A 25,971-nucleotide genomic window follows, 5' to 3' on the forward strand; every position below is an offset into this window, starting at 1 on the left:
TAAAAGTTGCCTGAGGAATATATTTTTTTTAGAAATTTCAAAAAGGTGCAATTAATTTATTGACAGTCAGATGTTTTTGTTTGATAATTTTACTTCTCAAAAATAAAAAATCCCTGCCGGCGTAAGCCAACAGGGATCATCAATAAATATTTGGGGACGCGTTAGTAAACTATTTTTTTGCTTACAGTGCCTTTATCGGTGTTTACCTGCACTATAAGTACTTCCTGCTGTACAGCAAGGCCCGGTATGCTAAATTGCGATGCATTAATTGCATTTGCGTTATATAGCTCCCTTCCCCTTATATCATAAACAGTAACATTGGCCATTATAGCTGTGCTTGTGTTAATGTTTATGGCAGTACCTTCTTTATATACTATTACATTATTTGCTGTAAGTAAATTGTCATCTACACTTAGTGGCTGGTTGTATACAATTTTAAACCTGTCGGCAAAGTTACCTGCCGCCGATGTAAAGCTGTAATTACCCTCGTTTAGGTTGCGGGTAATACCAAGCAGGTTATCGTGAACAAAAATGTCCTGCCCGTTGTTAAATACGCCTTCAAAATGATCGAGCGCGATTGTATAGTTACCTGAATTTTCTACCACATAGCCCATTGGTACCACATCGGCCACATCAAAGTTTGGCCTTGCCTGTATCGATAGCATTTCGTTTTCGGCTGCCGTATACAGGGTTGCACTACCGTTAATGAATTTTCTGGCATCATAACCATAATCAAGTCCGGTTGTTGCACCATTCATGTATACAATGGCAGTCTGGCTAAAGCTGTTAGATGAGCTAAGATTTATCCAAACGCGTGATATTGGTTTTTGTGGAGCAGTTTTAAGGAAAGCAATTTCGCCGGTTGTTGGGGCGGCTTTCCTCATGCTGTTATTAAAAGTAACCTGTGGGTTGCTAAGGTTTTCTTTGGTTTGAACGATGAAGCCCTGTCCCGGTGCGATAAGCCAGTTGGTGTTAGAGTTATCTTCACCTGAGAAATAAATAGACTGGTCCTGCCCGCCAAAAGCATAACCCGGTGTTGGTTCAGATCCATCATCGGGTGTTGCGCCATTAGCAACAAAACCTGCAAGGGTTAAGGTGGCATATGTAGAAACATCGGCATTGTTTTTCTTTCTCCAGAAATACATTCCTGAAAGGCCATCCAGTACAGACTGGTTTTGCATAAAGAATTCCTCTACGCTTATAGGCGATGGGTAAGGATTACCTATAGCCGTGTAGCGGTTGCCCAATGCACTGATTGATTTTGTTATAGTACCGTTGTTAGGCACACCATTAAACGAACCTTCAAAAGCATATGGTGCCAGGCCTTCAAAATAGGGGCCTGTTGCAGTACCTGTTATAGAGTTTGGCATACGGATAAGGTAGCCTGTAGCCACGCTAAAGGGTAATGAAAGGTTAGTAACATTAAAGTACTGGTCCTGGTATTCGTTGCTGCTGTTAAACCCCCCGTAGGTATAAAAACGGTTTGTAGCTGTCCACGGAGAAAAAGTATTTACCGGCTGGCCGGTTACCGGAGAAGACCACATAGTATAGTCTAACCTGTACAGCATATTGCTTTTTTTCTTCACTATTATTTTACCTGTATTTGCAGCGGTACTTGTTTGTAGTATAGAACCATTGTTTTGCACAGTAAATACGGCATCGGCAGCTACGTTGATCTCATTAGCTATTTCCAGCGTACCCGTACTTAATATGTTTAATACTGCGCCTGATGAAAGCGTAAGGCTTTTTGCATAGCCTGTAGTTTCTGAAATTTCGGGCTGGTTAGCAGCCTGGTTAGTAATAACTACGTTTTGTGCCGATGTAGGCACTGTACCGCACGACCAGTTTCCTGGGGCATTCCAGTCTGAGCTTAGGGCACCGGTCCAGATGTAGCTTTCGGCAACGGTAATTGATATAACGCCTGATGTAGCCGTACAGCTTCCGTTTGTGGCGACTGCCCTAAAGTAGGTTGAAGTGGTTAGGGCAGGGGTAACATAAGTTGTGGGGTTAGCTATAATACCACCTGTTACGTTTTCCCAGCCTGTATTACCGTTGGCAGATTGCTGCCATTGTACTGTGCCGCTGTAGTTAGCAATGCTGATTATAGCTGCGTTGTTAGGACATACTGTTTGGTTGCCCGATGTTGTACCTACACTTGCAGCAGTGCTTACCGTAATTGCGGCAACATTTGTTTTAGTTGTACAGGCCAGGCCATTGCTGGTAATTACTGCATAGTAATATTTTGTACCAATGCTGCTTACCGATGGTGTGTAAATATTAGATGTTGCGCCATTTATAATGGTGCCGCTTGTGTTGTTGTTTGCCGTGTTAGAGTACCATTGGTAGCTAAGGTTAGTACCATAAGCAGTAACCAAAAGCCCCACTGCCGATCCCTGGCAGGTAGCCTGCGATTGTGGCTGGGCTGTAATAACGGTATTTAAATATGCAGCTGTACTTTCTACACTGCCCGTGCTGTTTGCAACCACAACTGTATAGGCGCCTGTATGGCTGGCATCTACATTGTTTATAGTGTAAGATGAATCTGTAGCGCTGGGTATAATGGTACCGTTCTTTTTCCACTGGTATGAGGTTACAGTTCCTGCAACGCCTACACTAAAAGTAACGTTTTGGCCTGTGCCGGCACATACTGCCTGAGATACCGGCTGCGTTGTAATTGCGGGGGCAGGTAGCGCCACTGCGCTGCCGTTATAGGCTATAAAAGCCATATCGCTCGCGCCGCCCGGATAGATGTTAAACGTTGATACGTTTGAGGCCAATGCTGCATCAAGTCCAAAATCTGACAGCTTATAAGCTATCATTTTAATTGTCTTGGTTTCTTTAGCGCCATTGCCGGTAGCGGTTGCTGTGGCATACGGCAGGTTAGCGGGTATAGAAAACAAATCGTCCCTATAGGTTGCTATATACGGTATGGTTGTGGTGGAAAGGTTTGCGGCGATAGGGCTGCCTATTACATTACCGTTACTATCGGCAAAAAAGTAAATATCGCTGGTAGATGTTGGTACAGCTATTTGCGTTACAAGTATATCCGGGTCGCTGTCACTAATTTTGGTACTTTCTATAGATGTAATGCCAAAACTCATAATGGCAGAGCTGCTAATGTTAGTTACACCTGTACCAAGATCTAATCCCCTGATGCCATCAGTTAGCGAGGCAGCAGCAGTTAATGTTGATATTGCCGATGACTGGTAGTTTACCACATTGGCATTACCATCTACAAGCTGGCCTGCAATAATATTGCTGTTAGCTCCGGTTGTGCCGGGCATATTGGTTACAGGAAAAGCGTTGAAGCTCGCGGCGGTAAAAGGTGTTGCCCCATTTGTTGTAAGGGCGGCATCATTTACACCTGTAGAGTAAACAACATCATTATACGTAAAGCCTATAAGGTTATGGTGGTCGTTTGGCTGGTTTAGCGCATTAGTGCTTTCTTCGGTAGACGACCAGTAATTGTTCCAGTCGGATATTACGCGTGTTACCTTAGCAGCTGTTGGTGTTACCAATACAGTTTTAAAGGTAAGGCCTGACTTAGAACCATTTCCTGATGCATTTGTAACCACAACACTACCGGAGCTGCCGTTGTTTACAATGGCTAATATTTGAGTGTCTGAAACTACGATAAAGGAGAGCGCATTGGTACTGCCGAATTTTACGGCCGTTGTACCGGTAAAATTGGTGCCGTTAATAGTTACAATAACCCTTTGTGTTACCACAGATGGTGTAAAAGAAGTAACCGTAGGCAATTGGGCAAAGGCATTGCCCGTAACCAATAAAAACATCATCAACAGGTACTTGTAAGGCAAGTAGAAGTCTTTCATGGATATTTAATTTTTAGATTAATATTTATTATATAATTAATTGTAATTATGTTAAAATTGTAATTATTCAACACAAAACAAATAATTCCTAAGTAGATATTTAGCTAATCATCAAATATTCGACAAAGCGTATATTTATCGGACGAAATACATATTCTTACAGGCTTTTGCACTAAACGTCAGAATAATGGCGTTAAATTCTATTAATTAACAAGGCGTTATTTACTATTTTTATAACAACTTGCACCTAAATTATAATTAGATAAATATTTAATATTTAAATATTAGTACTAAAATTCTTATGCTTGTATTTTTAGTTAGTAATTATTTAACTATCAGTAAGTTGTTTTTTTAATATCAATTAAATGATAATTGCTTAAAATAGCCGCTGTTTTTTGGTAAAGAGAATTGGGTGTAAAAGCAAAATCCCTGTTACTTAAAAAGCAACAGGGATTTAAAAAAATAGATAGTTGTGTTTAAAAAATAATCTTTTTGCTAACGGTACCGTTAGTAGTATTTATTTCTACAATAAGAACTTCGTGCTGAGCCTGTAAGTTAGATATTGCAGTTTCTGTATTGTTTATCTTATCCTGGGCATAAAGTTTCCTGCCGCGTATATCATATATTGTAACACTGTTCATATTTACGTTTCCTGATGTAATATTTATTACACCACCCTGCTGGTAAACTATAACACTGTTTGTGTTAAGTACCGGGTTGTTAACCCCAAGAGATGGCTGCTCGTAAACTACTTCAAACCTGTTGTTAAATGTACCGGCTTCGGTAGTAAAGGTATATGCGCCATTTGTAACATTATGTACAGCTCCTGTAAGTTTGTCTTTAAGGTAAATTACCTGTCCGTTTGCAAATACACCATCTACGTGGTCTACAGTAACGTTATACACACCTGCATCTGTAGCTACAAAACCAAGTGGTACAATGTCGCTGGCATCAAATGTAGGCCTTGCCTGTATTGCAAGGATGTCTTCGCCTGCAGTAGAGTAGAAGGCAGTCTGGCTGTCGCCGCCAAGCCTTTTACCATCATAACCAAAATCAAGGCCAAGTGTTGCCCCATCAATATAAGCTACTGCTATCTGGCTAAAGCTTGTTGCTGAGCTAAGGTTTAACCAAAGGCGTGATGTAGTGTTTTCATCCATTACTTTAAAGAATGACTGGCTTATTGTTGCCGGTTTCCTCATAGTGTTGTTAAATTCAACCTGAGGGTTGGTTAAACCGTCTTTCGTTTTTACGATAAACCCTTGCCCCGGTGCTATAGCCCAGTTATTATTGTTGCTGTTAGAGCCTGTAAAGTATACAGCCTGGTCCTGGCCACCATAAACATAACCCTGTGTAGGTGTGGTTGTACCGTCTGGCGATGCCGCATTGGCTACAAACGCTGCAAGTGTTAAGGTTGCATAAGTAGATACCGTATAGTCGTTTTTCTTTCTCCAGAAATACATACCTGATGATGCATCAAGAACTCCTGCATTTTGAGTATAAAATTCTTTAACGCTTATTGGCGACGCATATGGGTTACCCACTGCTGTGTAACGTCCGCCAAGTGTATGAAGTTCTTTATGCTGTGTTCCGTTGTAGGGTACACCTGTAAAGTTACCTTCAAAAGTAAACTGTGACTGTCCTGCATAATAGCCTCCTAAAGTTGTACCGTTAACGCTGTTTGGCATACGGATAAGGTAACCGGTGGCAAGGTCAAAATTGTTGTTTACATTAGCAGTAAAATACTGGTCTTTGTACTCGTTGTTGGCATCAAACCCACCGTAAGTATAAAAACGTGTTACTGCTGTAAAAGGTGAGAACGTTGCAATGTTTTGCCCGCTTACCGGAGAAGACCACATAGTGTAATCTAACCTGAATAATGGGTTACTGTTTTTAGTTAGTTTAATTTTACCCTCATTAGTAACATCATTATCAATTTGTACAAGAGCTGCATTGTTATGAACAAAGAACGCCGCAGTAGGATCTACAGTAAGTTTACGTTTTACAGTAAGAGTAGCACCCGTGTTAACAACTACAGTAGCGGTGTTTTTTACGCGGCAAGAACATACTTCAAGGTTAGTTGTAAGGTCAAGGTCGGCCTCAATATCTACAGGAGTAGTTATGGTTGGTGTAGCGCTCCATCCGCTTGCAGTGTATGTAACCGCAGCAGGAACTGTAATTATTTTTGTAATACCCGATGAATAGGTATCGCATATCGTGTTTTTAATCCTAACCCAGTAAGTAGTAGTAGTGCCGGGTGCAACAACTATGCTGGCGCCTGTTTGGCCTGCAATAATGTTAGAACCAGTACTGCCTGTACCCCACTGGTACTCTGAATTTGCAGGGAGTGTACCTGTAGCCGTTAATGTTACCGATGAATCTTTACATACAACCGATGGGCCTGTAATTGCTGTAGCGTTAGGAGCAGCAACTGCTGTGAATTTAATTTTAGCCACACCACTGCCGTTAATTTCGGTTGTCCTTAATTCTATTTTTGTAGTAGAGGTTAACTGGTAAGTACCAACAATTACGTTTACATCGGCATCTCCGCTATATCCCGTTGCACTCCATACCATTACACCATCAATATATAATTGTGCATTATCATCCCATTTAACCATGCTGATAGTATATGTAGCGCAGTTAAAACCTGTCCTTTTGTGTACAAATGTAAAGTTATCTGCATTTATAGTACAACCTGTGTACACAGTGTTACCAATAGGAGTTGATGGTGACGTTGTTGGCGCCCATGATGCAGCACTATCAAAGTTTAATGGAGTAGTAGTATAATAACCCCTGTAAACGTTATTGCTAAGCGTGTTAATATCGGTGCCGTTGTAAGCGTAAACGTTCCATTTGCCGGTGCCAAAAATGCTTGGGTCTATAAGCGATACCTGCCTTACAACCGTTGCAAAAACACCTGCCGAAGCATAATAACATGGTGTGTTTGTAACTCTTCTTACCCAATACTTTGTTGTTGCCGGTGGCGAAACTGTTATAGATGCGCCTGTAGCACCTGCAATTATGTTTTCTCCCACTATACTTCCGGTACCCCATTCATATAAATCGCCTGATGGAGATGCGCCTCCTACTGCAGTAAGTGTTGTAGACTCTGTACCACAACCTACAGTAAGTGTACCGCTGATGCTTGTAGGGGCAGTTGTAGTGCTTACTATGCTAAGTTTAGCATTTGCACCACCGCCATCTTCTTTAACCCTTACTTCTATAGTTGAGTTAGCGTCAAGATTGTAAGTGCCTAATGTTTGTGCGCCCACGCCACCGCTGTAACCGTTGTGGCTGTATACAGCAGTACCATTAATGTAAACAACTACATCATCATCCCATGCTAAAAGCCTTACAGTATAATTTCCGCAAGGAAAACCCTGCCTTTTGTGTACAAATGTAAAGTTATCATCGGGTATGGTACAGCCGTTCCAGGCGGCATTATTTGTAGATGGCGATCCGTTATCTGGCCATGATGTTGTAGAGTCGAACCCTAAGGTAGATGTGGTATAATATCCGGCATATTCTATTGAAGCGCCAAGGTTAATGTCTTTTCCTTTATAGCCATACACATTCCAAACATTGTTACCATAAGCTGTAGGGTTACCCGGTGCCTGAGAGGCCGGTATTATTTCTGCAAAAGCAGCATCGGTAGTGTTAGAGCATGGTGCAGCAGCAACACGCCTAACCCAATATGTTTTTGTTGATAACGGCTGTACTGCGATAGATGCAGTTGTAGCGCCTGAAATGATGTTAGTACCTGCAACGGTACCTGTACCCCATTGGTAAGTGGCGTTAGTGCCGGCTACACCACCGGTAGCAGTTAAAGTAGTTGTAGTTGTACAGCTTGATGTACCTGTGCTTGATATGCCTGTGCTTGATATGCCTGTTGGGGCTGTGGTTGTACAAGCGGCATCGGTCATGCTAAAAGATACCCTTGATGCGCCACCGTGTTCGTAATATTCATATACAAGGCTTAGTACACCACCGGCGTGGTAGTAGGTTGCGCTTTTACCCTGAAAGCCGTGGTCAGCCCAATCCATAAGGTTGGCGGGGAAAGTTTGTCCACCGTCTACACTCAGCCTGTATCCGTCATCCGCATTTACGGTATAGGTATACCATCCTGCGGGTAATGTTTTTTGCATTTTATAGCGTATGCCAAAATTTGCATTATAAGTGCCGGTACATAATGTACTTTCGGCAGGTAAGGCGTCATCGCCTATATTTTGGTCAAATGCATCGGTACGGGTAATGTACCCTTTGTAGTTTGCAGATACAAAAACATTTACCGGCGGGTTAGCCAGGTCTATATTATTGTACACGTAGCCCAGCCATTGGTTTTGGCCGTAAGCAGTTTGGTTTCCCTGAGGAGTACATGTTTGTGCTTTTGCACTGATGTTTAATAATAAAAGCGTGGTTAGTAAGGCCAGCTTAATACAGTTGTTAGCGGTAATTTTTTGGTAGACTTGGATCATAATCTTTGTGATTGTTGATTAATTATAGGGCAAATGTATAAGTTAAGGCTTTGTTAAATTTTAACATTTCAAATTTTTAATTTATAGTTCCATAGAGAAAACTTATTTTGCTACATCCTTGTATATGTGGAGTTTGCATTTATGGCTTCAAAATGAATCAAAAAATTAGCTCTAAAATATTTTTGTTAAAAAAATCTTAAAATATTACACAAATATATTTAAAAGACTATCGCTAAGTTATGTGTGCATAACATTTGCTGTATTGCTAACAGATGCTCTAAGAAAGTTATATTAAACTAACATTTAAAGCTTTTTGTTAAATTATGTTAAAGAAAATTTAGGGTTTTTGAAATGTAAAAATTACATTTTAGGCTCGATGAATGGTAAAAAAATCGGATAAACGGCGAGTTTTTCAATTTTTGCCAAGAAAATTATAGATAATTTTAACAGGCACAAACTTTATAATGGGGTAGAGGTAAGCACTTTTTAAAATTATAGATAAAAAAACCGCGGCATGATTTAAAATCATACCGCGGCATTCAATAATTTAAAATATCTAAAAAAACTTAATCAAAGAGTACTTTTTTACTAACGGTTTGCCCGTTTTGTAATTTAACCGTAACTATAATTACCTGTTGTGCTATGTTTAATGCATCGCTTGTAAATGTAGTAATGTTAACATTATCTTCATTGTAAATATTTCTTCCTGTTAAGTCAAAAATAGTTACATCAGTCATATCTATACCTCCGGATGTAATTTTAATCTGTTTGCTTTCTTTGTAAATAATTACACCGTTGGCAATAAGATCAGGGTTGTTTACGCCCAGTGTGGTTTTCATGTAAACAATGCTAAACCTGTCATTAAATGTACCGCTTTCGGTGCTAAACGTATAGGCACTTCCTTTAATATCGTGTGTAACACCTGTAAGATGATCTACAAGATATATTTCCTGGCCTTGTGCAAATACACCATCTACATGGTCTATTGCAAAAGTAAACTGGCCCGGTGCAGTTGCTGTAAACCCAAGTGGTACAACATCGGCAGCATTAAATGCCGGCCTTGCCTGTATTGCCAGGTTTGTGTCATCTACCATTGTGTAAAGCTGTGCATTGCCGCCATCGGTTAGCCTTTTACCGTCGTACCCGTAGTCAAGCCCCAGGGTTGCGCCTGCTATATAAGCTACGGCTACCTGGCTAAAGCTACTGGTGCCCGTTATGTTTAACCATAGTCGCGATGCATCGTCCTGGCCATTTTGCATACCTTTAAAGAAAGGCTGAAGCCCATTTGCAGGAGATTTTCTCCTCATAACGTTAGTAAACCTTAATTGAGGGTTGCCTAAATTTGCCGCTGCCCTTACAAGGAAGCCCTGTCCTTGAGAAACAATCCAGTTTTGGTTATTGCCGGTATAAAATGCCTCTTGGGTTTGGCCACCATACTGGTAGTTAGAGTCCGGGCTTGGATTAGGATTTTCCGGTGTAGGATCTGGCGTGGCACCATTAGCTACTAATCCTGCAAGTGTTAATGTTGCATAGGTAGATACATTGCTGTCGTTTTTCTTTCTCCAGAAGTATAAACCAGAACCGCTATCCAGCACACCTGCATTCTCTGTAAAGAAATCTGCAAGATTTATTGGGGAAGGGTAAGGGTTACCCGTAGCAGTGTATCTGCCACCTGATGTATTTAAGGCTTTAGTAACAGATCCATTATTAGCAACACCTTTAAATATCCCTACAAAAGAATGCGTTGCCGTACCGTTGTAATACGTTCCTGTTGCCGTACCGTTAATACTGTTAGGCATACGGATTAAGTATCCGGTTGCTCTTTGAAAAGTAGCTGTCAGATCTGGTACAACAAAGTACTGGTCCTGGTAAACATTGTTCGAATCAAACCCGCCGTAGGTATAAAAACGGTTTGTAGCTGTAAACGGCGAAAATGTATTTAGCGGCTGTCCTGTTACGGGAGATGACCACATGGTATAATCAAGCCTGAACAAAGGGTTACTATTCTTTTTAACAATTACATCACCACTGTTTGAGATGTTATTAATTTGCACCAATGATGCGTTGTTTTCTATATTAAAGCTACCGCTTAAAATTCTTACGCTGTTTGTAATTATTGCATTAAAGCCTGTTGGTATAACAACAACCGCATTACTGTTAACAATAACCGCACAGGCATAAATATCTGCCGTTGCTGTAAAGTTACCAGAGAAGATTGCAGTATAACCATCTGTTGGTACACCATTACTCCAGGCAGTACCATTCCAGGTTGTAGAATTTACGGTTATAACTACAGTATTAGAGTAAACCGCATCACACGATCCGCTTTGTATTACGGCTCTAATATATTTAGTGCTGGTAATACCCGTACCAATTTGCGTTCCGGTTAATACCGGATTTGTTACGTTAATTATTGTAGCCCCTACAAAATCTGGTGTGTTTGCGCGTTCCCATCTAATAATGTTTCCTGTGTATCCGGTAAGTGTAACGTCGCCGGGAGTAGTATTAGCACATAAAACCTGATCTCCGGTGGCTGTTCCTGCAACAACTGTAGGAGTTACAATTATTTGAGCAGTATCTGTAGATGTTATACCGTTAGCATCTATAACCGTTAATGTATAGTTAGTTGTACCCGGTGTGGTTGTAGGAGGGGTAGCTGTATCGGCACTTCCTAACCCCCCAGACCATTGGTAAATATAAGGTGCATCGCCACCTGTTACAGTAGTGGTAAGGGTTACAGGGGTATTTTGACAAAAACTGCCCTCACCTATAATCTCTACAACCGGAGTGGTAGCCTTTAGCCCCGTAAATACAGATGTTTTACCATCTGTTAATAAGGCATTGGCTGTTAGCGTGGTAGAACCAAGTGTGCCAAATTTAACCCATGGGTTAGTTAACACATTAAACGTACCGTTTAACTGTGCCGCTACAAGGTTACTCTCTCCGCCTACGGCATCGCCAATTCTGTAGTTTGCTGTTATAGAAACTATAGGGTTTGTAATGCCTGTAGGGGTAACATTCCAGTAGCGTGTAAGGTACGATCCTGTGCTATAGTTGTTAGGGTGTACGGCATCTCTTAAATTTACGCTTATATAGCCATTGTTAAAGGAAGATGCAGCTGTTATATTAACGGTTATAGGAGAGTAGGTGGTGTTACTAAAACCTTCGCCAATTGGGAAAGAATAAGAACCCGGGCCTGTGTATGGCCTTCTTACAACACCATTATCTTCTGCTTCTATCATTGTGGTGTCAGAGAATGTGCCTGCAACAGGATTTACACCTAAAGTAAGGTTGTAGTTGCCGATATCTAATATGCCCGATGTTAATGTAAGCGTGCCTGAAACAGCAATATTAGTGCCAAGTAAAACATTTGCTGTTGTAGCTTCGTTAATGGTAAGATTGTTAAAGGTAGGGCTAACAGTACCGCTAATGGTAGGGTTTTCACCTTCAGATCCTAAAATTGTAACTGTAGTGCCCGCAAAATTTACGGCAGCATTAGTTGTTAACTCTGCAAGTATATTTAGCGATGCCGGTAGTATTGCTCCTGTGCCGCTAATTGTTAAGCCATGGTAAGCTGTTTGGCCTCCGTTAGGCACAACAATAGTTTGGTTAGTACCACTATAGATAACTGTATTATGTACAGAACCTACTATGAAACTTCCCGTTTTTGTAAAGGTTCCTGCAATATCCATAACATTATTTGTTAGTGCCCTAAGCGTGGTGCCTGTAGGTACATTTAAATTATAGAACGTGGTGTAGTTACCCGCAATGGTAGCGTCTCCGGCAGTTGCGGCAGGAGAGTTAAAGGTAACGGTGCCATTGCTTGGGTTAAATGTTCCTTTATTAATCCATGCACCATTAGCGCCGGTAATTATAAACTGCGAACCGGTAGGCGAATTAAGTATCCCGCCATTTTCTATAGATAACGTACCAATTGTAACGCTGGGGTTAAGTATAGGATCGTTTGGCGTAGTTGCTGCATCGGGTATAATAACATTTGTAGCGTCTGATGGTGTTGCAGCCGGTGTCCAGTTTGCAGCAGTTGTCCATGAATCGCTTACAGATCCGTTCCATGTAGAACCTACCACCTGAGAATTAGCCAGTGTTAAAAGCATTGAACCATAAGTAGAGGCAAAAGCACTCACGTTAACATTAGCAAGCTCTACATAGTTTTGTGATACACTATAGTTGGTGCGTCCCTGCTCTATAAGTGTAACAGGCGACGGAATAACGATCCAGTCTACAAGTTTGTTCTCTGTATTACCGTTAAGTTCGCTATCAAGATAGTGGGCAGATATAATAGCTTTTGTGCCACTACCACCACTTTGTATAAAATTGTATGTTCTTAGTATACTATCCGGTTTTCCTGCCGGTGCCGATCCCAGTACGGTTCTTAACCCAAGGCTGACAGGTAACGTACCTACGTTAGGGAATAAGATCTTGGTTACCGGATGGCCAAAAGTATAATCTACGTTAGGCAAGATGGTTGTTCTCGCTACCGTACCGCTTACATCGCCTGTACCAATATTTTGGGCAAGTGGTCCCATTGTAAGGGTAAACGTGCTGGTATCAAAGCTACCTTTAGTGGCAGATGGGTTTGCGTTAGGCAGGTTTAAATCGCCGGTTAATGTTACATTGCCTGTAGCTGTTACACCACCGGTTGTGCTTACCGTTACTTTATTATAAGTACCCGTAGGCAAGTATTGTGCTGTAGTGGCAGCATTAAATGTTACAGTACCCACACCGCCCCAAATTTTGCCTGATGCAAACGGGGTAGTAGTAGTGTTTTGCGTTGTAACATTACCGTTGTTTGTAATGGTGCTTAAAGCTCCTGTAATGGTATTAGTGCCCAGGTTAAGCGTTTGAAACTCGTTAGTATTTAACGTGCCGCTTACTGTTATGCTGTTAGCCAGGGTAACTGTATTTGCCGCGGTTGTTGCAACGCTAAAGTTATTTAGCATATTAGTAGTGCCCACAGTTGTTTGATCAAAACTAAGGGTAGGGCTTACCGCGCCGTTAATAACAAGGTTACTTGTTGCGCTGCCCCTAAGGCCGCCTGTAACGGTATTAGTAACCGTACCTTTTAAGGTTAAGGTGTTAGCGCCAATAATTGCTTTACCATTATTAAATGTAATATCGCCATTTACGGTTACATCTCCTGCAAGGTTAGCATTTCCCGCTAATACAAATGTTTCGGCAGTGCCTGCAAATGATGCAAAAGTGGTGGTAGGATTCGCTACGATAGAAATATCATCAAGGGCAATTTCATCATAAGCGGTGCCAGATACCGGCGAGCCGCTCCATCTTAAATAGTAATAACCGTTAGCCGCAATATTAAGGCCTGTTAATGTAATTACTTTATAATAAGCTTTCCATTGCGGAGCGCCATCTGCCGCCGCAGGCGATGTAAGGTCAAGAACTGTAGCGGGGGTATATGTACTGTTGTTTGCCGAATGGCTAAAGTTGTAGCTGTTAGAACCTGCTTCATCATTGTAAACATATACTTTGTAGCCCACGCTTAATGAGGTTACTGCGGCTCCTGTCTGGTTCTGGAAGCGCATTGTTGTGCTACCCGATGCGTAATCGCCACCAGGCTGTATACCTAATCCAAAATTATCTGGAGATGTTTCAAAAGCGTAAAGGCCGGGTTCGGTTACTCCACCTTCAGATGCGCCGTTGCCAAAAGCAGCGTCGTCTTCTGTTGTTTCAGACCCAAAAGTTACACCGCCGGTAGTTAATGGGGTAAATGCAAATGTGTTAGAGTTTAATTCACCATCATCCGGGCTAACACCAAGGCCACCACCAGCATAAACGCCATTATTAACACCCTCTACAGTGGTGTCAAAATCAACTTTGTACTGCGTATTCGCGGCTGTAACCTGTAATCCCACAGGGGCGTTAAGTGTTGTCCTGTTTCCGATAGCCGGAGTGGCAGTGCGGTAATTTTCGGTGCCTGCGGTACCGTTAAATTCATATATAGCCACATGATAGGTAGTTGCGGGGTTTAGGTTGCTAACGTTTACGCTATTAGCGGTACCGTTGTAAACCACATAATTGCCGGTGCCAATTTCAGATCCGGCACCGTATACAGTAGATGGAAAATAGGTTGTACCATCTACAGGTGTAGCGTTTACTGCACTGCCCGCACGTATCACTGCAAGGTGGTTGCTGCCATTACCTACAGTCCAATTAATGTTAAAGGATATTGAGGTTACGTTTGTAAATGTTAACAATGTAGCCGATGTTGTAGGCTCAGCGTTATAAACCGTTGCATTAACAGCTATTTGCTTTGTGGCACCACCCGGCGTAGTAAGGTTTACTGTACCGGTATATATTCCTGCCGGTGCCCCTGCGCTTACCCTTACATATACAGGAGTAGATGCGGCTGTTACGTTAACACTTTGCGTGTAGGTACCTGCGCTGGCAAGCGATACTTCAAAGTTTGCCGGTGCAGTAACCGTTATGTTACCGGTTAGGTTAGCACCTGATGATGTAAAGGTTTGTGCCGCCGATGCTGTTCCTGTTATGGTTGTAAATGCTGGAATTGCACTTATTGAGGTAGATATAGAGGGTACTCCCGCCGGATCTATAGTAAATGATAGTGCATTAGATATTGCTGTGCCCGTACCCACTGTTATAGCGGCCGTACCTGCAGAGCTGATGTTACCTGCGGGTACAGCGGCGGTTAGCTGCGTGGCAGAAACATAGGTTGTTGTAAGGTTTACACCATTCCATTTTACCACAGAACTATTTATAAAGTTACTGCCATTAACCGTTAAGGTAAAAGCACCTGTTCCTGCAACTTTAGATGTTGGGGAAATTGAAGTTAAAGCTGGTGTAGCTATCGCAACTTTTACATTATCAAAAAAGGCTGTTTGGTTACTTTTTAACCCTGTATTCCAAAATGCGCCCATTAAGGGCAGAGCTGTACCTGTATACGTATTATTTACTACAGTGCCCTGAAGGCTTAGTGTGCCTACAGAAGGGTCCTGAAATGCGCTTCCGTCATTCCTCACATACAGTTGCCAGCTGTTTGTAGATGGTGTATAGGTAACTTTTACACTTAAGTACTGGTTACCAAAGTCGGCCAATCCACTCGTGTTTGAAGCTATGATATTAGTAGAGGTCCTTACACCTGCCGAGTAACGCACAAGCCTTATTGGGTCTATGCTGCCCGACTGGCCTAAAACAACGGCGTAGCCGGTACCGGTAGTGGCTGTAGTGTTTGATGTTCCTGCCAGTATAAAAGCGTTGCTGTAATATCCATTTGCCATCGCTGACGGATTAGATCGTATCTGCCTCATGTTAAACGACCAGGTTACAATCCCCGGATTAGAGGTTAGAGTTGTGGTGTATGGCGATCCGGGTGCCGAAGTATAGGCCATTACCCACCCGTAATTATTGTAAGACCCTGTTGCATCGTTGGTTAAGCTCAGGATTCCTGAGTTAATACGCGCGCCCATATCGGTACCGCTTCGCAACATAGACCAACTGGTGCTACTGCCTATAGGCCCATTTGCTGTAGTGTACAATGTACCGGCTGATGTAGAAAAATCGGTACTAAAAGCTGTGGTAGATTGTCCCATAGACGACCACGATACAAATAACAACAATGACAGCAAAGTTAACCTGTACATTGTTAAGCGTAATGAATTACTCATAAGCAACTTTTTAAGTAGTTAATTTTTAATTAAATATTTTTGGTAACGGGTATTATAAAAGTGGGAGTGATTTTAAAGACATTTATTTTAAAGGAGTTTGAGATTTTTATGCGATTGCTTAGATTACTTATAAATAATTATATTTTAAATAAATAATTATATATTGATTAAATTGCTTAAAAAAATATCAATATCTTACGGATTACTTTATATCATTGCATCATTATCACATTTTCCGTTTATATAGCAAAGAAAATTATATTATAGATAATTTGCGAGGCATCTGTGTTTTTAACCGATGTAATGAGCTTTAAAACCGATAAATAACATAGTTTTAACATTTAAAAAAAAATCCCTGATCGTTAATTTGTCAGGGATTTCTCTATAAAAGGTTAGTTTTTATTTGTTATAAATAAAATTTAGCCTGAAATTTTACATAAAATGCAATGCGCGCATAGTAAATCTAAAATATTACTTGTAGTGTTGTGTAAAATGTGCGCGGGTCTGATGGCAAAATTCCTGGTCCGGGATATCCTGTGGCGCGCTTAGTAAAATAGTAATTATTGGTAAAGTTATTAATACCGGCTTCCAGTTTAAAATTGCGCCATTTGTAAGATGCCGAAAAATCGGCTACGTAATATGACGGTATTTTGCCTGTAAAGCCAAAACTATTATCATCTTGTGTAGTAGTACTATTATAACTATCGGAAAAATGAGATGACAGGTAAGTAAACTGTACGCTTGCCAAAAAGTTTTTATAGCCAACACCTGTTCCTGTTTTTATATTGAACAGCGGTACAAATTCTACCTCATTGCCCTTTATGCCGGGCATATCGCTCTTTAAATACTCCGATGTTGTTATGGCACTGTTAGCAAATACATTCCATAAAAATGATTCGTTGCCGCTAAAAAACGTCCTGGCAATGTTCCAGTCGCCCAGTGCTTCCCAACCGTAAGTTATTGCGGTACCAAGGTTGGTGCGAAAGCGTTTTATACGCCCATCGCCATCTACAATACGGGTTTCGCCTATTTTATCATCATACAAAAGGGCATAAATACTGGTGTCATAACTAAAGCGATCGTTTATTTTACCACGCAGGCCAATATCACTTGTGAAGCCTTTTTCATCGGTAATGTTGGGGTCTACCACAAAACTTGGTGATACGGTATGGATATCATTAAAGGTAACTGACCTGTAGTTTTGAGATATGTTAGCATACAACTCTGTAGCATTGCCGGGTTTATAGCTAAAGCCGATGCCAAATAATAGCAGATTCCTGCTTTTTACAATGTCTTCGGTTTCGCCTTCATTTAAAATAACATTGCCGGCCTGGTCGGTAACTATGTTTTGGTAGGAGCCTTTTGCCTCAGTACGGATGTTCTCAAACCTAAAGCCCGGTGTTATGCTGAACTTAGGCGATATCCTAAAAATGTTCTCCCCAAAAAAAGAAAAGTTGAGGTTAGGGTACACGTAGTCCGACTGGCTTGGGTAAGTGGGGAACTCGGTAGTTGCAAGGTTAAAATCGGGTCCGCTGCCACTGCTCCCCGGCCCTTGTATAGCGGTGTTGCGTGCCTGGTAATATTTAGCACCCAAAAGCAAGGCACTGTTTTGCCCTTTAAGCGTATATTTTTGAAGGTAGCGCGCCTCGGCGCCCCAGTTTACAAAGTCGCCCTTTATAAGGTCGCGTAGAGTATCAGGAAAATCAGGATTGCTCACCCGGTTAGATCTAAAGCCTACGGTGCTTCGGCTGGCATCAAGTCCAAATAGCTGAAGTGAAAAATCGGCGCGGTCTGTAAATTTATGCTTTAGTCGAAGTGCAAAAAGGTTCCAGTTCACATCAAACCAGTTGCGGCTGCGGTTGCTTTGCGCAGGGTCCTGGTAAAACATATAATCGGTAAGGCCGCCGGGCTGCTTTGCCAGGTAGTCAAATAGGGTGTAGTCAAAATGCAGCGATGTCCTGTTAGTAAATGCGTAGTTGAGGTTTATAAAGAAGTTACGGCTGCTAAACGCTGAGTTAGGGCGGAAACCATCGCCTTCCTTATAGTTAAAAAAGGTATAGTAACTAAATTTGCCTTTGGTACCGCTAAGCGATGTAAAATTGGTCAGTAACCCATACGACCCCGCTGTTGCCCGGGTTTGTACCTCGATAGCTTTTGCTGATGGCTGCTTAAACTTAAAGTTGAGCAGGCCGCCAAACTGTGTACCGTATTGCAGCGAAGCCGCACCGCGCACCACCTGAATTTCATCAAGTGCTTCAACGGGAGGGGTGTAGTAACTTTCGGGGTAGCCTAAAACATCAGCACTAATGTCGTAGCCGTTTTGGCGTGTATTAAAGTTAGCGGTGCGGTTGGGGTTAAGCCCGCGCCCACCAATGTTGAGCTGAAGGCCACCATCGGAGTTTTCGCTAATGGTTAGCCCTACCACCTGTGCAAATACCTGTCGGGAATTATTTACGGCCTTGTTAGCGGTAAGGTTGCTTACATTTACAACCTCAGTTTTCTTGCCGGCATAAATTGCAGTTTCATCAATATCTTTTAAATGACTCAAGGCAAAAAGTTTTTCTTTCTCTTTTTGAATGACCACCTCGTTAAGTTCGATGGCTTTTTTTAATTCGATGGTAACAGATGATTCATCACTCGCAATCTCTAACTCCAAAAGTGAAAAATTAGCCTTAAAAACCACCAATTTGTTAACGCCTTGCTGCATACCAATAGTAAACGAACCATCGTTGCCCGATGTTTGTTTTACACCTGTGGTAGTGTTAAATATTTCTGCCATGGGTACAGGGCTGCCCTCGGCGATTACAGTGCCACTAAGCGTGGTTTGCGCAAAGCTTTGTGTTGCTAATAGTAACAGCATCAGACTAAAAGCCTTTAATGGTATCGCGAAAGGGGAGTATCCAGGTTTTATGCGAAAATGATTCATCTTGTTTAGCAAGGTTTACTTTAGGGTCTATATATAAGATACTTAGGCGGCCGTTTAGCGCTACATAGGCGTTAACGCGCACTTCGGGGTCGTGCATGCCCTCCTGTTGGTAATGGTCGTGTAAAAAATGGGCATACTCCAGTATAAAATCGGGCTGAAAAGACATTTGCTTTTCCTGGAAGGGGGTAAGGAATTTGCTGTTGTCTACCTGTAATCCCTTGCCCGTCAATGGGTCAGAAACCGTAAATTGTGCATAGCCTGCTTTTTCCATAAGCATAACGCGCCACGAAAACCGGAAGCCTTCCTCCGTCCAGAACAACTCCTGCGGGTACAATAGGTAACGGAAAGGGAAGACAAGCTGGAATGCCACAAACGCAATGAGGAATGCTATTTTTAACTGCCCTAACGGTTTGTTATTTGGAATTTGTATTTTGGAATTTACTTCTAATGGTTTTATCCTGAATATTTTACCGATGTATAAAAGTACTTTTTTATGAAAACCGGCATCAAAGAAGAGCAGTGAAGAAACGATCATTACATACGGAAAGATACCTATGGGGAAGAGTATCCGCGTAAGCAAGTGGAATACTACCACCAGCGCAAACCCAACCCAGCGGGTGCGCCTGTTTATGAGCAGGAATACAATAATCAGATCATAAATAGCACCTGCCCAGCTAAATACGTATGCCATCCACAGTTTTGCGAGCAGTGGGCCAATAAGAGGGAGGTGTGCATTGCCCGGCAACCATATTTTAAGGGGCATGGCATGTAAGAGCCAGTCGGAGTTTAGCTTGGCAATGCCGGCATAAATGTATACGAGTGCCAATAAAAGCTTCAGTATATCAGTAGTATAGCGTGGTATCTTACCATAGGCTTTCGCCGGATCTTGGTATGCATCAACCGAAAAGTAGGCATTGGCCGGTAAAAAGATCATCACAAAACTAATAATGCTAACAAAGTAGTAATGATTAAGATAGGTGGTTTTATCCAGCAGCTCTACGTAGGTAAAGCTCAAAAAGAATAGTGTGATGGCAAACCTGCATTTGTATCCAATCGCCACCATAATGGCTGCTAACCCGCAGATTATAAAGGCAATGTAGGTGTATAGACCATACGGCTTAACCCAGCCAAAACCGTAATAAGTAAAATGAAAAACAGGTTTAATATAAAACTGGTCTATCCATCCATAAGCCGTAAAGCGTATAATACTCAGGAACATTAAAATACCGAACGCCATCCTGAAGAAGGCCAGCGTTGCAGTATCTGTATACGAGTTTAAATATGCTTTAAGGTAGCGTTGCATGGGTTAGTCGCCGTCGCCATCTACAAAGCCAATAGGTATATTAAGCCCTTGCAGCATGTCATTTTTTATGTACACCACGTTTTTTTGCAACGCATCGTGTGCGGCAACCATCTTAGTGTTATCGGTAGTTATTTGTTGCGAAAAACTGTTGTTAAGTGCGCCGATAGTACTTAATACAGTAGTGTATTGGTCGTTAATAATGTCACTCAGTTTTTGCCCATCCCTTACTGCATTAACAGCGTCAAGATAGTTTTTAAGGCTTGGCCCGTTAGTTTCAGATGTGAAATGTTTACCGTTAAAGAAGTTTTTCGACGCAGTAACTGCCTCATTAAGAAGTTCTTTACTCACATTATTTTTATAGTAAGCCTCAACTTTGTCAGGGAACGTTGACCCATTAGAAAGCACCCCCGCAGGAATATCTATTTTTGGGGTACGCACGTCTTTTTCAAGGTGCTTTACAAAGTTGTTGGTCATTACGTTAACCGCACTGCTAACCGATGTACCCGTGCCTGTAATAAACGTATCACGGTAGCCCGATGTCCAGTCGGCAAGTACTGCATCAGCAACTGTTTTAAGCCTGGTTGTTAAATCAGTAAGGTATTGTTTGTAATGAGCAGCGTTTGTATTAGTGCTGTAAAAAGCAACAATATCGGCATCGTTGTTTGCAAGGCCATTTAAAATATAGTCCAGCCCCGGGAAACCCTGGCTGGAAAACTCATCATAAAGGCTAAGGTTGTAGCTGCCGCTTGCAATATTGCTGTTAATGTGGGCAGCATCGGCGGGGTAGGTGTTGGCATAGGAGAGTAGTTTAAGCTCGTCAGCTTTGCCAATCTCAAACATGGCAACATGCTGGTAGGCCTTATAAGCCTGTAGCCAACTTTCACGTAATGTTATAAGATTAGCCTCGGTTGGTGCAGCATTAAAGGCAGCAGCACTTGCAGTTAATGCATTTACCTTAGCCTGATAATTAGTATACGCGGGTATAATTATGTTATCTGCCCAGTTGGTAAGCATTGCAGCCCTGTCAAAGGTATCGGTAGAGTTGCCATCGCCACCATCGCCATCGCCGGAACAAGCTACTGCGAAAACTATGATGCTTAGCGCTATAAATAATTTTTTCATTGTAAAATTTTTGCAAAAGTAGGAAAGAGAATGTTCTTATATAAAGTTATTCTAAATAATTTTTGGCCAAAATTAGAAATTTTAATATTTCATAGTTGCATATGTTTTAAATGTTTCTACTTTTGCGTTGTTTTTAATCAATCTAAATAAAACATTAAAGTCATATGAGGAAAATTTCACTTAGCCTGACGTTACTTGCAGTAACCGGCCTTTTTGTAGGTGCTTGTAGTAACGATGATGATAAAGGTGCTGAACCGCAAGGAACAAGTAAAGCTGCGGTTATAGAAAATTATGCCGACATAGTTGCTGCCAACTACCAAGCTGCACTTACTGATGCACAGGAACTTGAAACTGCCATTAACGCTTTTACCGCTAACCCTACCGATGCAGGTTTTGATGAAGCCAGAAAAAAATGGAAAGATGCAAGGGAAAGTTATGGTACTACAGAGGCTTTTAGGTTTGCTAATGGCCCAATTGACGATGAGAACGGCCCTGAGGGCTTACTTAATGCATGGCCGCTTGATGAAAGCTTTATAGATTATACGGATAACAGCGGAGATCTTTACAACGGTGGTATCATTAATAATCCTGAAATTTACCCATCAATAACTAAAGACCTGCTTATAGAGCTTAACGAATCGGCTGATGAGAAAAGCATAAGTGTAGGCTACCACGCTATAGAGTTTTTACTTTGGGGACAGGACCTTACAGATCCGTCTGCTAATCAGCCGGGCCAAAGGGAATATACCGACTTTGTAGATAATGGTACCCACGATAACCAGGCAAGAAGAAGGCAATACCTTAGTATTTGTGCTGATTTACTTACAGATCACCTTACGTATTTAGTTGACCTTTGGAAAGAAGGCGGGTCGTACCGTGCTACCTTCCTTGCTCTTGATGAAGATACTGCTTTGCAAAACATACTTTTAGGTATTACAACCCTTGCCCAGGCAGAACTTGCCATAGAGCGTATGGATGTTGCCCTTGGTAACGCTAATCAGGAAGATGAGCATTCTTGCTTTAGCGATAACACGCACCGTGATATTGCCCTTAACCTGCAAGGTGTTATAAATGTTTATGAAGGTAAATACGGTAACATTGATGGCCCATCTATTGCCGATCTTGTGCAAGAGAGCAACAGTCCGTTTTATGACGATACCGAAGATGCTATTGAGGCAGCTCAATCGGCGGTTGCGGCTATTGCTACTCCTTTTGATTATGCCATTTCAGGTGGGCCTGATTCTCCTGAAGGCGCTAAAGTAAAAACAGCTGTTACAAGATTGCAAACACTTGGTGCAAACTTTATTGCCGGAGCAAGCGCTATAGGTATAGCGGTTAATCCTGAGTAATTTACATAAAGATATTTTAGTATTACAAAAGAGTGCCGTAAGTTTGCGGCACTCTTTTCTGTTTTTAAGTTACCATGAAAAAAATACAATTACGCTGCCTTATGCTGTTGTGCCTTGTTGGCGCAGCATGTAGTAATAAAGATAATGAAGATGACTATGTGCCACTTACTGCCGAGGAGGGCGAGCAATTTTCCGGGGGTACGTCTACGGTAAATAATGCTACAGAGGAGGCGTTTGGTTTTTCATCTAACACGCTTACTGCCGATGAGCAGACTGATTTTGGTATTGGTAATTCTTTTTTCAGGCAAAACTGGGTCTCTGCACCATCCAGCACTACAGCACGCGATGGGCTTGGGCCTTTTTTTAATGCAACATCCTGTTCTTCCTGCCACTTTAAAGATGGCCGTGGCCGCCCGCCTGCCTTTGATGGCGAAATGGGCAAAGGCCTGCTGTTAAGACTCAGCATTGCAGGTACCGACGCTTTTAACGGTGCGTTGGGCGACCCTGTTTACGGGCACCAACTTCAGGATAATGCTATTTTAGGCCCTGTTGTTAAAGGCAAAATAGGCATTACCTACCAAACCATAACCGAAATTTTAGCTGATGGTACTACCGTGCAGCTTCAAAAACCCATATACCAGGTTAATGAGCTGGGCTATGGCCCGCTTGATGCCGGCATAAAAATATCACCACGTGTTGCCAACCAGATCATTGGGCTTGGATTGCTTGAGGCTGTGCCACAATCTACCCTTTTAAGCTTTGCAGATGAGGCCGATGCTAATGGCGATGGCATATCGGGCCGTGCAAATTATGTGCATGATATTGCTACTAACACTACAAAAATGGGACGCTTTGGCTGGAAAGCCAACCAGCCTGATGTAAGACAGCAGGTAGCTGCGGCACTATCGGGCGATATGGGGCTAACATCGTATTTATTCCCCGATGAATACTGCCCGCCGGGTATTGATTGCAGCGTATATCCTAACGGCGGAAGCCCGGAGGTACCCGATGTAACTTTTGATAGGATGGTGTTATATTCAAGATCATTGTCGGTACCTGTGCGACGCAATTATACCGAGCAGAACGTGCTTAGGGGTAAACAGATATTCAGCGATATCAATTGTGTTGCCTGCCATATACCTAAAATGCAAACCGGTAACGATCATCCGCTTGCGGGTATGAGAAACCAAACCATAAGGCCGTATACCGATATGCTTTTGCATGATATGGGCGATGCCCTGAGCGATAACGCTCCTGATTATTTAGCTACGGGTAACGAATGGCGCACACCTGCTTTATGGGGTATTGGGCTGATACAAACTGTAAATGGGCATACTAATTTATTGCACGATGGCCGTGCACGCAACATTACCGAAGCCATCTTATGGCATGGGGGAGAGGCGCAGCAGGCTAAAGATAAATTTAAGGCACTTACCACTAAGGACCGCGACGATTTGCTTGCATTTTTAAATTCGATGTAATTATCATTATTCTTCACAGTATTTCTTGATACTGGCGCTACTGGCTTTATCTCCCAGTTCAAAGGCTTTGTGCAGGTCTTCGCAGCCGTCGTTTACGTTGCCTGATTTTATCTTACTTATACCCCTGTTGTTGTACGCTTCGGCATGGGTAGGGTTAATTGAAATTGCAGCATCATAATCTTTAATTGCAGCCTGGTATTTTTTAAGAAAATGTTTTGCTATACCACGGTTGTTATAGGTATCTGCTTTTTCAGGATCTAATTCAATGGCCTTATCAAAATCGGTTATAGCATTACTCAGTAACTTAAGGTTTAGCTTTGCGAGCCCACGATTATAGTACGCCTTTGGGTTGTTGGGTTTTAATTGTATCGCTTTGTTGTAATCAACTATTGCACCCTCATCATCTAAATGGTCCTGACGTATGCCGCCTCTTTCGTAATAAAACTGTGCAGTAGTGGTATCAGCCGCAGCATTATGTTTTTCAAGGGCAATTCTATAATCTTCAGATATTGCCACCCTTGTTTGTGCAACAATCGTTAGCGGTAAAAACAGTAGTATAAGCAAAGGCAGGTAGGGTACCAATGGTTTCAAATTCAAATAATTTAGCGTTCAACAAAAGTTAAATTTAGTCAGATTTATATTGTTTATGGCTTTATTACCTTTAATTTGTTGCTATACACCTTAAAATACTTTAAAACATGAAATTGTTGGGGCTTTGTATCATTGTTTTTACCTTCTTCAATTCGCCGGAATTGTCATTAGTCCGCCAAAACTATATTAGTGCAGCGGTTTCTGAAGCAGATGCCGATGCCTTTCATAAAAGCTTTGAAACCATAAATGAAAGCCACAACAATTGCACCTTACTGGCATACAAAGCAGCCTCTATAGTATTGCTGGCAAAGTATGAAAGTGGCCTTATAACCAAAACCCGCCTGTTTAACCGTGGTACCGATTTGTTGGAAGCTACCATTAAAAAAGCGCCTGATAATTATGAGGCACGCCTTATTCGCCTAAATATTCAGGATAATGTGCCGTGGATAACCGGTTACACATCTAAAATTAAGCAGGATAAGCAGTTCCTTATAAAAAACTACGCCAAACAGCCAGACGATCTTAAGGCATTTACAAAACAGTATGCACTACAATCGGGTGCATTTTCGCAAAAAGAAAAAGCGATGTTCAATTAACCCATACAACTTTAAAATATCATACAGCCCTCGTGGCTGTATTTTTTTTGCCTTGTATTGCCTGAAATTACAGTAGATCACAGCTGATACCCCTCAAAAATCAAATTCTCGGTGAAACCGTGCAAATCCTAATTCATAAAATACATCTGTCCATATTTGGGCTGAGGGCTGTATACAATTGATATTTTTGTTTAAAAATTAAGATACAGTAAGTATTTTTTATTCAGGAAAGCATGAAAAAAAAGGGTTTCATAGTATTGATTGTCATATTAGTAATGATAGCCGCAGGGGCATTTTTTAGCTACGGATACCTGTATAAGGATGTTCGTAATATAAGCAGTGAGGATGCTTCGTTTAAAGTACCGGCTTCAAAACTGATAAGCGAATATGCAGGTAACCAGCAAAAGGCCGATGCTGCTTACCTTAATAAAACGGTAGAGATTACTGGAAAGGTAACGCAGGTAACCGATTCGGTTTTAACCGTAGATTCACAAGTGTTTTGCGGTTTTGATGTAAAGCCCGATGCAGGCAGCATTAATAAAAATGTAACCATAAAAGGAAGGGTCATAGGTTTTGATGAGCTTTTTGGCGAAGTAAAATTAGACCAGTGTACTATTACCACCAAAGAATAATT

The 25,971-nt window shown here is 41.7% G+C and carries 11 protein-coding genes; 4 read left to right on the plus strand and 7 right to left on the minus strand.

Translation table 11 applies throughout. The features are described 5' to 3' along the window. Positions 1-161: 161 nt before the first annotated feature. The 6 genes from FMM05_RS17790 to FMM05_RS17815 all read right to left on the minus strand — a co-directional run bounded on the left by FMM05_RS17790 (position 162) and on the right by FMM05_RS17815 (position 21,320). The gene (locus FMM05_RS17790; protein WP_143374774.1) at positions 162-3,833 is read right to left on the minus strand and encodes a T9SS sorting signal type C domain-containing protein; all 3,672 of its coding nucleotides are present in this window, start codon (positions 3,831-3,833) and stop codon (positions 162-164) included. A 476-nt stretch (positions 3,834-4,309) separates the two neighbouring features. Next, positions 4,310-8,308 carry a T9SS sorting signal type C domain-containing protein gene (locus tag FMM05_RS17795; RefSeq protein ID WP_143374775.1) on the minus strand — a complete coding sequence of 1,333 codons (3,999 nt, stop codon included), beginning with the start codon at positions 8,306-8,308 and terminating at the stop codon, positions 4,310-4,312. A gap of 566 nt (positions 8,309-8,874) precedes the next feature. Further along, positions 8,875-15,969, minus strand: a complete 7,095-nt coding sequence (locus tag FMM05_RS17800) for a T9SS sorting signal type C domain-containing protein (RefSeq protein WP_143374776.1) — start codon at positions 15,967-15,969, stop codon at positions 8,875-8,877. A gap of 463 nt (positions 15,970-16,432) precedes the next feature. Further along, complete coding sequence (locus FMM05_RS17805) at positions 16,433-18,829, minus strand: TonB-dependent receptor domain-containing protein (RefSeq protein WP_143374777.1); 2,397 nt, start codon at positions 18,827-18,829, stop codon at positions 16,433-16,435. A gap of 4 nt (positions 18,830-18,833) precedes the next feature. Beyond that, positions 18,834-20,198 carry an HTTM domain-containing protein gene (locus FMM05_RS17810; protein ID WP_143374778.1) on the minus strand — a complete coding sequence of 455 codons (1,365 nt, stop codon included), beginning with the start codon at positions 20,196-20,198 and terminating at the stop codon, positions 18,834-18,836. Between the two features lie 3 nt (positions 20,199-20,201). Next, entirely contained in the window at positions 20,202-21,320 is a 1,119-nt protein-coding gene (locus tag FMM05_RS17815; protein ID WP_143374779.1) for an imelysin family protein, read from the minus strand. A gap of 164 nt (positions 21,321-21,484) precedes the next feature. Between FMM05_RS17815 and FMM05_RS17820 the strand changes: the two genes are divergently transcribed. Together FMM05_RS17820 and FMM05_RS17825 are read left to right on the plus strand one after the other, a co-directional pair. Beyond that, on the plus strand, positions 21,485-22,669 hold the full coding sequence (locus FMM05_RS17820) for an imelysin family protein (RefSeq protein ID WP_143374780.1): 1,185 nt from the start codon (positions 21,485-21,487) through the stop codon (positions 22,667-22,669). Positions 22,670-22,743: 74 nt separating this feature from the next. Further along, complete coding sequence (locus FMM05_RS17825; RefSeq protein ID WP_143374781.1) at positions 22,744-24,150, plus strand: di-heme oxidoreductase family protein; 1,407 nt, start codon at positions 22,744-22,746, stop codon at positions 24,148-24,150. A gap of 6 nt (positions 24,151-24,156) precedes the next feature. Here FMM05_RS17825 and FMM05_RS17830 read toward each other — a convergent pair whose 3' ends face one another. Further along, entirely contained in the window at positions 24,157-24,741 is a 585-nt protein-coding gene (locus FMM05_RS17830) for a tetratricopeptide repeat protein (protein ID WP_185965625.1), read from the minus strand. Positions 24,742-24,848: 107 nt separating this feature from the next. On the opposite strand from FMM05_RS17830, the gene FMM05_RS17835 reads away from it, so the two are divergent. Together FMM05_RS17835 and FMM05_RS17840 are read left to right on the plus strand one after the other, a co-directional pair. Then, positions 24,849-25,337: a hypothetical protein gene (locus FMM05_RS17835; RefSeq protein WP_143374783.1), complete on the plus strand. Its 489-nt coding sequence runs from the start codon at positions 24,849-24,851 to the stop codon at positions 25,335-25,337. A 233-nt stretch (positions 25,338-25,570) separates the two neighbouring features. Then, positions 25,571-25,969, plus strand: coding sequence for an OB-fold protein (locus FMM05_RS17840; RefSeq protein WP_143374784.1), 399 nt, complete (start codon positions 25,571-25,573; stop codon positions 25,967-25,969). The last annotated feature ends 2 nt before the right edge of the window (positions 25,970-25,971 follow it).

Source organism: Flavobacterium zepuense, assembly GCF_007097145.1.
In the GTDB taxonomy this organism is placed as follows: Bacteria; Bacteroidota; Bacteroidia; order Flavobacteriales; family Flavobacteriaceae; genus Flavobacterium; species Flavobacterium zepuense.

What these genes read in the sequence shown, in the direction of transcription:
- FMM05_RS17825 (WP_143374781.1), top strand. Translation starts at nt 22,744, where the DNA reads ATGAAAAAAATACAATTACGCTGCCTTATGCTGTTGTGCCTTGTTGGC.
- FMM05_RS17795 (WP_143374775.1), bottom strand. Translation starts at nt 8,308, where the DNA reads ATGATCCAAGTCTACCAAAAAATTACCGCTAACAACTGTATTAAGCTG.
- FMM05_RS17805 (WP_143374777.1), bottom strand. Translation starts at nt 18,829, where the DNA reads ATGCTGTTACTATTAGCAACACAAAGCTTTGCGCAAACCACGCTTAGT.
- FMM05_RS17840 (WP_143374784.1), top strand. Translation starts at nt 25,571, where the DNA reads ATGAAAAAAAAGGGTTTCATAGTATTGATTGTCATATTAGTAATGATA.
- FMM05_RS17835 (WP_143374783.1), top strand. Translation starts at nt 24,849, where the DNA reads ATGAAATTGTTGGGGCTTTGTATCATTGTTTTTACCTTCTTCAATTCG.
- FMM05_RS17800 (WP_143374776.1), bottom strand. Translation starts at nt 15,969, where the DNA reads ATGAGTAATTCATTACGCTTAACAATGTACAGGTTAACTTTGCTGTCA.
- FMM05_RS17815 (WP_143374779.1), bottom strand. Translation starts at nt 21,320, where the DNA reads ATGAAAAAATTATTTATAGCGCTAAGCATCATAGTTTTCGCAGTAGCT.
- FMM05_RS17820 (WP_143374780.1), top strand. Translation starts at nt 21,485, where the DNA reads ATGAGGAAAATTTCACTTAGCCTGACGTTACTTGCAGTAACCGGCCTT.
- FMM05_RS17790 (WP_143374774.1), bottom strand. Translation starts at nt 3,833, where the DNA reads ATGAAAGACTTCTACTTGCCTTACAAGTACCTGTTGATGATGTTTTTA.
- FMM05_RS17810 (WP_143374778.1), bottom strand. Translation starts at nt 20,198, where the DNA reads ATGCAACGCTACCTTAAAGCATATTTAAACTCGTATACAGATACTGCA.